Annotated in this window: 12 protein-coding genes, 1 tRNA gene and 3 pseudogenes; 15 read left to right on the forward strand and 1 reads right to left on the reverse strand. The window is 55.9% G+C overall.

Translation table 11 applies throughout. The features are described from left to right. Nucleotides 1-101: 101 nt before the first annotated feature. From L8I05_RS26640 to L8I05_RS26710, 15 genes and pseudogenes are all read left to right on the forward strand, one after another. Nucleotides 102-614 (forward strand): Hcp family type VI secretion system effector, encoded by a 513-nt coding sequence (locus L8I05_RS26640; RefSeq protein WP_242174753.1) that lies wholly within the window; start codon nucleotides 102-104, stop codon nucleotides 612-614. Nucleotides 615-692: 78 nt separating this feature from the next. After that, nucleotides 693-950 carry a PAAR domain-containing protein gene (locus L8I05_RS26645; protein WP_242174763.1) on the forward strand — a complete coding sequence of 86 codons (258 nt, stop codon included), beginning with the start codon at nucleotides 693-695 and terminating at the stop codon, nucleotides 948-950. A 25-nt stretch (nucleotides 951-975) separates the two neighbouring features. Further along, nucleotides 976-2,988, forward strand: coding sequence for a type VI secretion system tip protein TssI/VgrG (tssI, locus tag L8I05_RS26650; RefSeq protein ID WP_242174772.1), 2,013 nt, complete (start codon nucleotides 976-978; stop codon nucleotides 2,986-2,988). Nucleotides 2,989-2,997: 9 nt separating this feature from the next. Further along, nucleotides 2,998-4,347 carry a DUF2169 domain-containing protein gene (locus tag L8I05_RS26655; RefSeq protein ID WP_242174774.1) on the forward strand — a complete coding sequence of 450 codons (1,350 nt, stop codon included), beginning with the start codon at nucleotides 2,998-3,000 and terminating at the stop codon, nucleotides 4,345-4,347. Between the two features lies 1 nt (nucleotide 4,348). Then, nucleotides 4,349-4,705 (forward strand): DUF4150 domain-containing protein, encoded by a 357-nt coding sequence (locus L8I05_RS26660; protein WP_242174783.1) that lies wholly within the window; start codon nucleotides 4,349-4,351, stop codon nucleotides 4,703-4,705. Nucleotides 4,706-4,708: 3 nt separating this feature from the next. After that, nucleotides 4,709-5,764, forward strand: coding sequence for a GH-E family nuclease (locus tag L8I05_RS26665; RefSeq protein WP_242174786.1), 1,056 nt, complete (start codon nucleotides 4,709-4,711; stop codon nucleotides 5,762-5,764). 7 nt (nucleotides 5,765-5,771) lie between these two features. Next, on the forward strand, nucleotides 5,772-6,206 hold the full coding sequence (locus L8I05_RS26670) for a hypothetical protein (protein ID WP_242174788.1): 435 nt from the start codon (nucleotides 5,772-5,774) through the stop codon (nucleotides 6,204-6,206). Then, nucleotides 6,207-6,641: a tetratricopeptide repeat protein gene (locus tag L8I05_RS26675; RefSeq protein WP_242174816.1), complete on the forward strand. Its 435-nt coding sequence runs from the start codon at nucleotides 6,207-6,209 to the stop codon at nucleotides 6,639-6,641. A 71-nt stretch (nucleotides 6,642-6,712) separates the two neighbouring features. After that, nucleotides 6,713-8,372: pseudogene (tssI, locus tag L8I05_RS26680) on the forward strand (type VI secretion system tip protein TssI/VgrG). A gap of 9 nt (nucleotides 8,373-8,381) precedes the next feature. Further along, nucleotides 8,382-9,731 (forward strand): DUF2169 domain-containing protein, encoded by a 1,350-nt coding sequence (locus L8I05_RS26685; protein WP_242174819.1) that lies wholly within the window; start codon nucleotides 8,382-8,384, stop codon nucleotides 9,729-9,731. A 1-nt stretch (nucleotide 9,732) separates the two neighbouring features. Continuing rightward, nucleotides 9,733-10,089, forward strand: a complete 357-nt coding sequence (locus L8I05_RS26690; protein ID WP_242174825.1) for a DUF4150 domain-containing protein — start codon at nucleotides 9,733-9,735, stop codon at nucleotides 10,087-10,089. Between the two features lie 3 nt (nucleotides 10,090-10,092). Then, entirely contained in the window at nucleotides 10,093-11,241 is a 1,149-nt protein-coding gene (locus L8I05_RS26695) for a DNA/RNA non-specific endonuclease (RefSeq protein ID WP_242174839.1), read from the forward strand. Nucleotides 11,242-11,252: 11 nt separating this feature from the next. After that, nucleotides 11,253-11,711, forward strand: a complete 459-nt coding sequence (locus L8I05_RS26700; protein ID WP_242174841.1) for a hypothetical protein — start codon at nucleotides 11,253-11,255, stop codon at nucleotides 11,709-11,711. Nucleotides 11,712-11,991: 280 nt separating this feature from the next. Further along, nucleotides 11,992-12,231: pseudogene (locus L8I05_RS26705) on the forward strand (contractile injection system protein, VgrG/Pvc8 family); the annotation flags it as partial. 33 nt (nucleotides 12,232-12,264) lie between these two features. Further along, a pseudogene (locus L8I05_RS26710) lies at nucleotides 12,265-12,402 on the forward strand (IS3 family transposase); the annotation flags it as partial. 710 nt (nucleotides 12,403-13,112) lie between these two features. On the opposite strand, the gene L8I05_RS26715 reads toward L8I05_RS26710, so the two are convergent. Further along, a tRNA-Gly gene (locus L8I05_RS26715) sits at nucleotides 13,113-13,188 on the reverse strand. Nucleotides 13,189-13,240: the final 52 nt, after the last annotated feature.

A 13,240-nucleotide genomic window follows, 5' to 3' on the forward strand; every position in this document is an offset into this window, starting at 1 on the left:
GATTTTCAGCGTGCTCATCCCGAGCCGCTGCAAAGCCATGGCCTCTTGGGCCATAACCCACGACCTCAGGGTCGTTTAATCATCGCGACAAGGAGTTTGTCATGCCAACACCTGCTTACATCAGCATCCACGGCCAAAGCCAAGGCCATATCACCAAGGGCGCGTTCACCGCTGACTCAGTGGGCAACGTTTATGTGGAAGGCCACGAGGACGAAATCCTTGCCCAGGAAATCGATCATCAAATCACCACGCCTACCGACCCGCAGAGCGGTCAGCCCGCCGGTCAGCGCGTGCATAAACCGCTGGTCTTCACCAGCGCCCTGAGCAAAGCCTCGCCCATGCTCTACCAGGCGTTGGCCACCGGTGAAATGCTGCCGACCGTCGAGGTCAAGTGGTTCCGCACCTCGGGGGACGGCAAACAGGAGCACTTCTTCACCACCAAACTCGAGGACGCCACCGTCGTCGAGATCCACACCGTGCTGCCCCACGCCCAAGACAGTGACAACGAAAACTACACCCAACTGATCAAGACCAGCCTGGCCTATCGCAAGGTCAGCTGGAGCCATGTGGTGGCCGGCACCGAAGCGTCGGATGACTGGCGTAAACCGGCTTAATCGCCAACCGGCACGTTCCGCCGTACAGATCTCTGCACGGCGGAATACTCACTGACTCGATACATATCAGGAGGTTCTATGCCCGCCGTCGTTTTGGTCGGACACGACCATGAGTGCCCTTTGTGTGGCCCCACCACCGTCAACAGCGGCACGCGCAACGTCACCGTCAACGGCCGCGCCATCGCCCGTGTCGGCGACACCCTCGGCTGCGGTGCCGTGATCATCAGCGGCTCGCCCTCAATGATCATCAACGGCAAAGCCGTAGCCCGCGTCGGTGACAGCACCGACCACGAAGGCATCCTGGAAAACGGCGATGCCAGCTGGATGATCAACTGATCCGGACTCACTACAAGGAGGTTTCATGCCCCGTCAAAGCGACCTGCGCTACACCTTCGAACCGCTGCGGGGCGATCCCTTCGAAGTGGTCTCGTTCACCCTCGAAGAAGGCCTCTCCCAGCCGTTCAAACTGGAACTGGAGCTGGTCAGTCACCACCCGGCCATCGACTTCTACCGCATGCTCGACCTGGCCGCCGTGTTCACCATCTGGCGCGACGACACCCCAGTGCGCTACGTCCACGGCCTGGTCAGCCTGTTCCAGCAAGGCGACACCGGCTTTCGCCGCACCCGCTACACCGCCGTGGTCGAACCGACCCTGAAGCGTTTCGATCTACGCTCCAACTGGCGCATCTTCCAGGCCCAGACAGTGCCCGACATCATCACCAGCGTCCTCACCGAACAAAAGCTGACCGACATCCGCAGCGAGATCTGCTTCGAGCACCAACCCCGCGAATACTGCGTGCAAGCCGGTGAAACCGACCTCGATTTCATCGCCCGCCTGGCCGCCGAAGAAGGCCTGCTCTACACCTTCGAACACCGCGCCGACGGCCACACCCTGGTCCTCACCGACCGCGTCGGCGGGCTGGGCACGATTGGTACACACACTGATTGCCCGGTGATCTACCAGCCCATGGGCGGCGGCGACGCCATCGAACCGGCACTGAACCGCTTCCACTACACCGAACAAGTGCGCACCGCCGTGCAGGTGCAGCGCGACTACACCTTCACCCACCCGCGCTACAACCAACAGCACACCGCGACCGGCGATCAGGACCTGAACAACCAGCACAAAGACTACGAACGCTACGACTATCCCGGCCGCTACAAACGCGACATCGCCGGCAAGCCCTTTACCAAGACGCGTCTGGCCGCGCTGCGCAACGACGCCAAGCTGGCCCATGTGGAAGGCGACGATGAACGCCTGCAACCGGGGTTGGCCTTCGACCTCAACGATCATCCGCGTGAAGACTTCAATGACCGTTGGCGCACCATCGCCATCAAGCACGAAGGCAAACAGCACACCAGCCTGCAGGAAGAATCGTTCGGTAGCGGCCTCGGTACGTCTTATGAAATGAAGGCCAGCGCCATCCGTTGGACCTCGGATTGGAAGGCGCCGCTGCGTGAAAAACCCTGCATTGACGGCCCGCAGATCGCCACGGTGGTCGGGCCTCCCAGTGAGGAGATTTATTGCGACGAATGGGGTCGGGTCAAGGTGCAGTTCCCGTGGGATCGTGCTGATAAAAACAACGATCAGAGTTCGTGCTGGATTCGCGTGTCGCAAGGCTGGGCCGGTGCGACGTGGGGCGCCATGGCCGTGCCGCGCGTGAATCAGGAACTGATCATCAGCTTCCTGGACGGCGATCCTGACCAGCCTATCGCCACGGGCCGCACCTACCGCCAAACCAATCTGCCGCCGTATGAGCTGCCCAAACACAAGACGCGGATGACCATCAAAAGCCGCACTCACAAGGGACCTGGCTTCAACGAGCTGCGCTTTGAGGATGAGTTGGGGCAGCAAGAAGTGTTTATTCATGCCGAGAAAGACAAGAACGTCCACATCAAAAACAACAACGGCATCTTCGTCGGCAATGACCGCAGCGAACGCGTGGAACACAACGAAAAGGTCTCCATCGGCGATCACCGCACCGAAGATGTCGGCCAGAACGAAACCATCCAGATTGGCGCCAACCGTAGCGTGACCATCGGCGGAAACAAAGCCGAGACCATTGCACTCGCCAAAGCGGAAACAATCGGTTTGGCCAAGGCGCTGACCATCGGCGCGGCGTATCAGACCAGTGTTGGCGCGGCGATGAACACCACTGTGGGGCTGAGCCAGAGCGAGCAGATTGGTATCCACAAGTCGGTGGCGGTGGGCAAGAAATTCAGCATCGACGCCGGGGATGAATTCAAGGTCACGGTGGGCAAATCCACCCTGGTGATGAAGTCCGACGGCACCGTGCTGATCAATGGCCGCACCTTCGATTTCAGCGCCAGTGGCGCCGTGCAGATCAACGGTAAAGACGTCGATATCAACTGAGGGCGCGTCATGGAATTTCGCAATCTGACGCCCTTCGATGCGTTGTGTTTCAGCGCGCTGGGTGTGGACGATCAAGAGTACCCGGTGCTGGTCATGAAAGTGGGTTATCGGTTGCTGCCGATTGACGGGTATACGGGGCAATTTCGGGCCGAGGTGCTGGACGATGACCCGCTGGTGCTGTGTACCGCTGATATCTATTACGGCGAAGAAGGGTTAAGCAGCGTCTGCGAAGAAAGCGACCTGGCGCCGTTCAAACCGCGCTGTGATGTGATTGTGGTCGGCAATGCTTATGCGCCACAGGGCCAAGCGGTGCCGCATTGGACGGCAGGGTTGCGCATCAGTGCGCCTGTGGCGGCACCACCCCGTATCGACGTGCCACTGCCGACCCCGTTAAGTCCCGGCGAACGGCTGACCGAATATCAACTGGTTGAGTGGCAGGCAGCGCGGCAAGAGGCTTTTAAGCAGAGGGCCAACGCGCCGGCACGTCACGACTTGTTGGACAAACAGCTGAAATTCACCGGCCCTCGGCAGTTCAGACGCAGTCTGTTTGGTGGCTGGCAATTGTCCGAACCGGAAGCGGCCACCTCGGTGCCTTTGCGCTGGGAATATGCCTTCGGGGGCAGCAGCATGGTGGTTAATCCTGAGCACGCCGTTGATGCAGATACGCCGCCCTATCTGCTCAACGAAGTCTGTTACAGCAACCCGCTGGGCCGGGGCTGGATCGAAAAGCGCCAGGAAGACCTCAGTTTTCAACTAGACAAGCCGCTGCGCGAACTTCCCGCGCCACAAATCGAACCCACTGACAAGCCGGTATGGCGGCTGGAGCGCGTCAAACACCCCGAAGGCGAACTCGACGCCAACGGCATGGCGCAGGTCGCGGCCAGCTATAAAAATCAACCGGTTGGATTTGGCGTGGTGGGGCGTGCATGGGCACCTCGTTTGCCGCTCGCAGGAACCTATGACGAAACCTGGCAGCAAGAACGCTGGCCGGGATTGCCACGGAGTTTCGACTTCGCCTACTGGAACGGCGCACCGACCGATCAGCAGATCGAGTTTCCACCGCCCGCATTTCGCCTTGAGCTGTTCAATCTAACTGATCCCGACCTCACACCCGACGGCACGTTGTGCGTCGAACTGCCCGGCCATCGCGCCTTTGTACTGCTGCGCCTGCAAAACGGCGCAATGCTGCCACTGCCGATGCTCACCGACACCCTGCGCATCGATACCGAAGCGATGACATTGGCCTTGACCCATCGCATCAGCCTGCCCAATCACCTGGGCATTCGTGTCCTTGAAGCACGTTTCGAGACTGATCCGAACGCACCGCTGATCAAGCGTACAGCCAAGGAGGCGCTCTGACATGGCCGATAACGTCATCGCCCGTAAGCAGGGCAAATGGAAGGTCGTCAGCATTGTCCCCGACGTTTGCAAAACCCCAATGGGCAGCGCCATCCCGCCGGTGCCCTACCCCGTCACCGCTGAGCTGAAAACCGCCACGGGGGTAGCCAAGTCGGTACGCGTCAACGGCAAGCCTGTGGTGGTGTACGACAAGAGCCTGATACCGACCACCAAAGGGGATGGGGCTGGTGGTGCCAAAGGCATCAAGAGCAACACTGTGGGCGGCAAGTGCTACCCGATGGAGAAGAGCAGCACCGTTCGAGCTGAAGGCAAGTTGGTGGTGCGCCATGACGACATGTTTTGGATGAATGGGGTCTAGAGCATGGCGGAACCGTTAGAGATCAATGTCAACAAATCCTTCGTGCCTTATGGCGGCAAGGTCTTCGCTAGTTTTGAGAACGGCTGGGGCGTGACCGTTCAGGTCTTTGAAGGAGCGACCCTTCTGACCCAACAGGAAATGACCTACGCCGAGTATGTGGCACTGCAAAAAGAAGCACTGCCAGTTCCGCTGCCCGACTACCCTGATCCACGCTTGAACCGAAGCCCCGGTGGAACGAACGCAAACGGCAATACCATCGGCCGAGTGGTGGGAGAAACAGCACCCTCTGCCGTACCCGCCACACAGGCGAATCCGCCGATAGAGGCCGAAACTGAAGCAGAAGGCATCACGGGTGAGCAGATTCTGGATGGCATCCAGCTCGGTTTGGATGTGGTTGGCCTGATACCTGTGGTCGGGGAAGTGGCCGATATCGCCAGCGCCGTCATTAGCCTTGCTCGTGGGGACTACGTGGGCGCTGGCCTTTCGCTGCTCTCGGCGATTCCGTTTGTTGGCTACCTGGGCACGGCTGGCAAGGCTACCCGATACGGTGCGAAGATGGCCGAAGCATCGGGAAAAGCAGGTAAGGAGGTTGTTGACAAATCGGCGAAAAAAACCGACGAAGCTGCCGAACTATTAGCAAAGAAGACCAATCCCGAATTAGATACTCCATCGAATTCTAATAATGGTTTTAAAGCCACCCCAAGAGAGAAGTCTGCAAGGGAGATGTTTTTAGGACGAACTCCAGGCAAGAGTTCAAAAACAGGGCGCGAGGTCCAAGACCGAATGCGAGCCGATGGGAAATTACGGGAGAACCCAATTACAGGTAAAACAGAGTTCCAAGCCTCCGACAAAAATTGGTATGATCTTAGCAAAGCCGACATGGCCCACAAAACAGATGCTGTCACATGGTGGAACACCAGTGGTAGACATCTAGGAGCAAAGAGTAAAGAAGTCAGAAAATGGATGCTAGATAGCAAAAATTATGAACTAGACCATTTCAGCATCAATAGGTCGGCAGGTGCAAAGCTTGGACAAACTTACAAACCTCCAACAAAGTAGGTACATGATGGAATCGACACTGACGCCAGAGCAGATTGAAAAAATTGGCAATCTTTCAATAGAAGGACGTGAATACTGGAAAAAAAACCAATTAAATGAAGCCGAATCTTGTTTTTTAAGAGCTTGGGAGATTATGCAGTCCCCAAAATCAACACTCGACTACTCTCAAAGTATCGCCAGAGGTCTCGTTGCTTTCTTCAAAGAAACTAAACAATACGAAAAAGCTATAAACTGGTTAGCTGTGATGCACGATTTATATACTCCACAGCCTAGCGACTACGTTGAGTTTATTGCGGCCACAGTCTATTTTGATGCCGGAAAAACCTCTATTGCGTACGAAATCTTCGACAAACAATATAAAAAATATGGGAAAAGACCTTTTACAGACGAAGATAAAAAATATCTAACCTTCTACCTCAAACAAAAAAATGTAAAAAATTAAATGAATTTACCTGACAGAATTTACGAAACTATCACCCTCTTATCAGAGGAAGGAAATGCTCTTTATGACGATTCGGCATTTGAAGGGGCAATTTCGAAGTGGTCACAAGCACTAAATTTACTACCCACACCGCAAGCATCCTGGGAAGCCTTCACATGGCTTTCTGCCTCAATAGGTGATGCTTTTTTTCAACTTGGACAGTACCCTGAAAGCCTTGAAAACCTGAAAGATGCACTCAATGGCCCTGATGGGCTAGACAATTCATTCATTCACTACAGAATAGGACAATGCCAAACGCTATTAGGCTTCGATGATGAGGCAATTACGTCACTGCTAAAAGCTTACATGTTAGATGGGGATGCTGTTTTTAAAACAGATCCGGATGGTGAAGTTTACCTCCAAAAGTTGAAGGTCCAACACTTGATTGACGACTGATTCGCAACGCGACCCAATTTCAAACTGACGGCATCGCAATTGCGGGGCATCCCTTCGAAGTGGACACCCCGGTGCGCTACGTCCACGGTTTGGTCAGCCGGTTCCAACAGGTTGACATCGGCTTTCGCCGCACCCGCTACACCGCCGTAGTAACGACATCCGCACTGAAATCTGCTTTGAACACCGACCCCGCGAGTACTGCGTGCTGGCCTGCTCTACACCTTCGAACACCGTGCCGATGGCCACACTCTGGTCCTCACCGACCGCGTCGGCGGGCTGGGCACGATTGGTACACACACTGAATGCCCGGTGATCTACCAGCCCATGGGCGGCGGCGACGCCATCGAACCGGCACTGAACCGCTTCCACTACACCGAACAAGTGCGCACCGCCGTGCAGGTGCAGCGCGACTACACCTTCACCCACCCGCGCTACAACCAACAGCACACCGCGACCGGCGATCAGGACCTGAACAACCAGCACAAAGACTACGAACGCTACGACTATCCCGGCCGCTACAAACGCGACATCGCCGGCAAGCCCTTTACCAAGACGCGTCTGGCCGCGCTGCGCAACGACGCCAAGCTGGCCCATGTGGAAGGCGACGATGAACGCCTGCAACCGGGGTTGGCCTTCGACCTCAACGATCATCCGCGTGAAGACTTCAATGACCGTTGGCGCACCATCGCCATCAAGCACGAAGGCAAACAGCACACCAGCCTGCAGGAAGAATCGTTCGGTAGCGGCCTCGGTACGTCTTATGAAATGAAGGCCAGCGCCATCCGTTGGACCTCGGATTGGAAGGCGCCGCTGCGTGAAAAACCCTGCATTGACGGCCCGCAGATCGCCACGGTGGTCGGGCCTCCCAGTGAGGAGATTTATTGCGACGAATGGGGTCGGGTCAAGGTGCAGTTCCCGTGGGATCGTGCTGATAAAAACAACGATCAGAGTTCGTGCTGGATTCGCGTGTCGCAAGGCTGGGCCGGTGCGACGTGGGGCGCCATGGCCGTGCCGCGCGTGAATCAGGAACTGATCATCAGCTTCCTGGACGGCGATCCTGACCAGCCTATCGCCACGGGCCGCACCTACCGCCAAACCAATCTGCCGCCGTATGAGCTGCCCAAACACAAGACGCGGATGACCATCAAAAGCCGCACTCACAAGGGACCTGGCTTCAACGAGCTGCGCTTTGAGGATGAGTTGGGGCAGCAAGAAGTGTTTATTCATGCCGAGAAAGACAAGAACGTCCACATCAAAAACAACAACGGCATCTTCGTCGGCAATGACCGCAGCGAACGCGTGGAACACAACGAAAAGGTCTCCATCGGCGATCACCGCACCGAAGATGTCGGCCAGAACGAAACCATCCAGATTGGCGCCAACCGTAGCGTGACCATCGGCGGAAACAAAGCCGAGACCATTGCACTCGCCAAAGCGGAAACAATCGGTTTGGCCAAGGCGCTGACCATCGGCGCGGCGTATCAGACCAGTGTTGGCGCGGCGATGAACACCACTGTGGGGCTGAGCCAGAGCGAGCAGATTGGTATCCACAAGTCGGTGGCGGTGGGCAAGAAATTCAGCATCGACGCCGGGGATGAATTCAAGGTCACGGTGGGCAAATCCACCCTGGTGATGAAGTCCGACGGCACCGTGCTGATCAATGGCCGCACCTTCGATTTCAGCGCCAGTGGCGCCGTGCAGATCAACGGTAAAGACGTCGATATCAACTGAGGGCGCGTCATGGAATTTCGCAATCTGACGCCCTTCGATGCGTTGTGTTTCAGCGCGCTGGGTGTGGACGATCAAGAGTACCCGGTGCTGGTCATGAAAGTGGGTTATCGGTTGCTGCCGATTGACGGGTATACGGGGCAATTTCGGGCCGAGGTGCTGGACGATGACCCGCTGCCACTGTGCACTGCTGATAGCTACTACGGCGAGGAAGGATCCAGTAGCGTCTGCGAAGAAAGCGACTTGGCACCGTTCAAACCGCGCTGTGATGTGATTGTTGTGGGTAATGCTTACGCACCACAAGGTCAACCAGCAACGCAGTGGACGGCCGGACTGCGCATCAGTGCGCCGGTGGCGCCGCCGCCCAGAATCGACGTGCCGCTGCCGACGCCGTTGAGTCCCGGCGAACGGCTGACCGAGTATCAACTGGCAGCGTGGCAGGCCGCCCGCCAAGAAGCTTTTAAGCGTCGTGCCGAAGCTCCGACACGTCATAACTTGTTGGATAAACACCTGAGCTTTACTGGCCCTCGCCAGTTTCGCCATAGCTTGTTCGGCGGATGGCAATTGACCGAACCGCAGCCCGCCACTTCGGTGCCCTTGCGCTGGGAATATGCCTTCGGGGGCAGCAGCGTAGTAGTTAATCCCGAGCACGCCGTTGATGCAGATACGCCGCCCTATCTGCTCAACGAAGTCTGTTACAGCAACCCGCTGGGCCGGGGCTGGATCGAAAAGCGCCAGGAAGACCTCAGTTTTCAACTAGACAAGCCGTTGCGCGAACTCCCCGCGCCACAGATCGAGCCCATCGACAAACCGGTATGGCGCCTGGACAGGGTCAAACATCCCGAGGGTGAACTCGACGCCAACGGCATGGCGCAGGTGGCGGCTAGCTACAAAAACCACCCGGTCGGATTTGGTGTGGTGGGACGGGCCTGGGCACCACGTCTGCCATTGGCCGGGCGCTATGACGAAACCTGGAAGCGAGAACGCTGGCCGGGATTGCCGCTGGACTTTGATTTTGCCTACTGGAACGGCGCGCCGGCCGATCAGCAGATCGAGTTTCCACCGCCCGCATTTCGCCTTGAGCTGTTCAATCTAACTGATCCCGACCTCACACCTGACGGCACGTTGTGCGTCGAACTGCCCGGCCATCGCGCGTTCGTTCTTATGCGCCTGCACAACGGCGCAATGCTGCCACTGCCGATGCTCACCGACACCCTGCGTATCGATACCGAAGCGATGACATTGGCCTTGACCCATCGCATCAGCCTGCCCAATCACCCGGGCATTCGTGTCCTTGAAGCACGTTTAGAGACTGATCCGAACGCACCGCTGATCAAGCGCGCAGCAAAGGAGGCGCTCTGACATGGCCGATAACGTCATCGCTCGCAAGCAAGGCAAATGGCAGGTCGTCAGCATTGTCCCCGACGTTTGCAAAACCCCAATGGGCAGCGCCATCCCGCCGGTGCCCTACCCCGTCACCGCTGAGCTGAAAACCGCTACCGGCGTGGCCAAGTCGGTACGTACCAACGGCAAGCCAGTGGTGGTGTTCGATAAGAGCCTTGTGCCGACCACCAAGGGGGATGGGGCTGGCGCCGCCAAAGGCATCAAGAGCAACACCGTCGGCGGAAAATGCTACCCGTTGGAGAAGAGCAGCACGGTGCGGGCTGAAGGAAAGTTAGTGGTGCGCCATGACGACATGTTCTGGATGAATGGGGTCTAGACCATGACCGAGCCGTTAAATATCAACATCAACAAATCCTTCGTGCCATATGGTGGCAAGGTCTTCGCTAGTTTTGAGAATGGCTGGGGCGTGACTGTTCAGGTCTATGAAGGAAAGACGCTGCTGACCCAACAGGAAATGACCTATGCCGAGTATGTAGCACTGCAAAAAGAAGCACTGCCTGTTCCGCTGCCCGACTATCCTGATCCACGCTTGAACCGAAGCCCAGATGGAACGACCGCAAACGGCAACACCATAGGTCGAGTAGTGGGAGAAACCGCACCCGCTGCCGTCCCCGCCACACAGGCGAATCCGCCGACAGAGGCAGAAACACACGCAGAAAAAGGCTGGTGGGGAAGCGCGAGCCCGTGGGTTCATGGCGGCTTGGATGCGTTGGGCTTCGTGCCTGGACTGGGTGCTATCCCAGACCTGATCAACGCGGGGATCTACGCTGCTGAGGGCGATGCGGTCAATGCTAGTCTGTCAGCAGTAGCGGCTATACCCTTTGTTGGCGATGCGATAAAAGGAAGCGTACTGGTTGGCAAGGGCGTGCACCACCTCGGGTCAGAGGCAGCGCAACAAGTGGCCCAAAAAGCGGCTAAGGAAGCATCAGAACGGACAGAAAAACAAACTCTGGAAAGACTTGCACAACAGCCAGAGCTTCCAAAAGCGAAAGATGGCGCCAAGATAAAAAGCGACATCATTACAGATGGCTCGCACCTCCAGAAAAGCGGGAAATTAAAGCCTGACATAAAATATCGAACAGGCGAGCATCAATACCTTTACGAAACGGACGATCTGGGGCGCATAACAAAATTCACTGCCGAGGAGCTGAAGTTAACAACACGAACTACGAGACTACCTCACTCCAGTAACACGCCCGGGAAACAACCAGGAGACCATGCTGGGCATTTAGCTGGGGATAGATTTGGAGGTTCCGCCAAGCTTGACAACTTAGTCTCCGAATCACGAAAGGCTAATCTCAGCGACTTCGCAAAACTTGAAAACAAATGGGCACAAGCAATTAAAGATGGAAAAAAGGTTTCCACTGAAATCAAGCCAAACTATACTGGCAAGGACGTTAGACCAAGCAGTTTCACTGTGAAATATTCCATAGACGGAAAAATTGTCATTAAAGACTTTCCAAACTAGGCCACCAACTAATGAAAAATAACTTCGAAGATTTTTTCTCTCAATCACAAGCAGATATTATTTCACTCTGCTTGGAGTACGCAGACGGAAAAGTAAACGACATTTATGCGTACTGCTCCATTGAAGAGGGTATTTATACATTTGATGTTTTCTATAGTATAAACGGAGTTCTCTATCACAAGCACCGACTGAACGATTCCACCCCTTCCTCCGCCCAGAATAATTACGATACATCATCCGAAAGACAAAGTGCGCTTTTAGAAACCGGAATCCAAGACCTTAAGAGCCTTCAGGTCATGTTAGACAAATACGAAAAACCGACCCCTACTGAAATCAAGTTACACTACAACGTTGATACCGGTCGATTAAACGCTGAGTACAAATACGAACCAACATATACAAATCACAGGACATTGACCTCCGAAGATATTTTCGACCAATGGTTCGACCAAGTTAACGAAAAAATGTGACTTTAATTTTAAGAGGCCAAAAACACGCTGCCATGAAAGGCGCATGAGTGTAGGCCAAGGAGAGTATCGCCGCCAACACTTAGCGAACGCCAAAATTGTTCCACAGTGCGGCGGTTCTCCTTAATAACCCCACTGCAATGCTACGTGCACGGCCTGGTCAGCCAATTCCTTTCGCCGCACCCGCTACACCGCCGTGGTCGAGCCTACATTGGCGCGTTTCAACCTGCGTTCCAACTGACGCATCTTCCAGGGCCAGACCGTACCCGACATCATCACCAGCGTGCTGGCCGAACAAAAGCTGACCGACATCCGCAGCGAGATCTGTTTCGAGCACCAACCGCGCGAATACTGTGTGCAGGCCGGTGAAACCGACCTCGACTTCATCGCCCGCCTCGCCGCCGAAGAAGGCCTGCTCTACACCTTCGAACACCGCGCCGACGGCCTGGGCACCATTGGCACCCACACCGATTGCCCGGTGATCTACCAGCCCATGGCCGGCGGCAACGCTACGGAACCGGCACTGAACCGCTTCCACTCCACAGAACAAGTGCGCACCGCCGTACAGGTGCAGCGCGACATCAGCCATTTTTTGCTGCATCGGTACAACTGGAATCGGCCTCATTAATTGAACGATGGGCTGGCGCCGGCTTGGGCCGAGGAAAAACTCAACGTCGTGTCCGGGATTAGTTGAGCACTACAGCCTCTATTCAGTCACCCTTGAAAGATAGCTCCTACGCCCCTGCTAAGCACTTCCGACAGCCCGTTCCGAAAAACCTAACAGTCACGAAAAATTACGAGCCCATCTCTCCGATAAACGTTATGTATTCAGTTGTTCTGGGCAAGACGTCCATGCCTCCATTCGCCTCATGAAGGGCCAGAATCATGTTAAATACTTCGTTTATTTCCTCACTGCGTACCGCCGTCGGTACGTCCCTGCGCCCCGGCCAACTCAATCGAGAGGAAGAGCGATTGATCCGCTATTACCGTTTATTGTCAGAACAGGATCGTGAAGCGGTGCGCTGTCTGATGTTTGCGGTCAAGGAAACCGGCCGGTCCAAACGCCCTCGCCGATAAAAAGTGACGCAGTTATCTGCCAGCGAACAATGAAGCCCCCGATGGGGTTGGACTCGTTGCCGAAACATTTTGCCCTGCTTCGGTGGCCTGACCATTTACCGCTGTGTGGGCGCCTTAATCCGACAGGATCTGCTCGACCTATTGGCTCCTGCAATAATCCGGCTTCGCTGCCCGCCATTTTAATGGACTAGACTCGGAGCCAAATCAGCCGGTGCACCCGCAACGATCGGAAGTTGCCAGCGCAACGGAAAAAGACGCCTAAGCGCCTATCACGTAAATCGCAGGCAAAAAAAAAGCCACTCTATTGAGTGGCTTTTTCTTTGTGTTTGGAGCGGGAAACGAGACTCGAACTCGCGACCCCGACCTTGGCAAGGTCGTGCTCTACCAACTGAGCTATTCCCGCGTCTTGGTGATGTGCATTCTATAGAATCCAGAACCCCCGTCAACCCCTTGAT

The organism is Pseudomonas sp. MONT-RG-20F-20-E-7-02 (assembly GCF_022662395.1).
Classification (GTDB): Bacteria; Pseudomonadota; Gammaproteobacteria; order Pseudomonadales; family Pseudomonadaceae; genus Aquipseudomonas.

Bases quoted from the DNA above. Each gene is read 5' to 3' on its own strand.
- L8I05_RS26640 (WP_242174753.1), top strand. From the start codon at position 102: ATGCCAACACCTGCTTACATCAGCATCCACGGCCAAAGCCAAGGCCAT.
- L8I05_RS26645 (WP_242174763.1), top strand. From the start codon at position 693: ATGCCCGCCGTCGTTTTGGTCGGACACGACCATGAGTGCCCTTTGTGT.
- tssI (WP_242174772.1), top strand. From the start codon at position 976: ATGCCCCGTCAAAGCGACCTGCGCTACACCTTCGAACCGCTGCGGGGC.
- L8I05_RS26655 (WP_242174774.1), top strand. From the start codon at position 2,998: ATGGAATTTCGCAATCTGACGCCCTTCGATGCGTTGTGTTTCAGCGCG.
- L8I05_RS26660 (WP_242174783.1), top strand. From the start codon at position 4,349: ATGGCCGATAACGTCATCGCCCGTAAGCAGGGCAAATGGAAGGTCGTC.
- L8I05_RS26665 (WP_242174786.1), top strand. From the start codon at position 4,709: ATGGCGGAACCGTTAGAGATCAATGTCAACAAATCCTTCGTGCCTTAT.
- L8I05_RS26670 (WP_242174788.1), top strand. From the start codon at position 5,772: ATGGAATCGACACTGACGCCAGAGCAGATTGAAAAAATTGGCAATCTT.
- L8I05_RS26675 (WP_242174816.1), top strand. From the start codon at position 6,207: ATGAATTTACCTGACAGAATTTACGAAACTATCACCCTCTTATCAGAG.
- L8I05_RS26685 (WP_242174819.1), top strand. From the start codon at position 8,382: ATGGAATTTCGCAATCTGACGCCCTTCGATGCGTTGTGTTTCAGCGCG.
- L8I05_RS26690 (WP_242174825.1), top strand. From the start codon at position 9,733: ATGGCCGATAACGTCATCGCTCGCAAGCAAGGCAAATGGCAGGTCGTC.
- L8I05_RS26695 (WP_242174839.1), top strand. From the start codon at position 10,093: ATGACCGAGCCGTTAAATATCAACATCAACAAATCCTTCGTGCCATAT.
- L8I05_RS26700 (WP_242174841.1), top strand. From the start codon at position 11,253: ATGAAAAATAACTTCGAAGATTTTTTCTCTCAATCACAAGCAGATATT.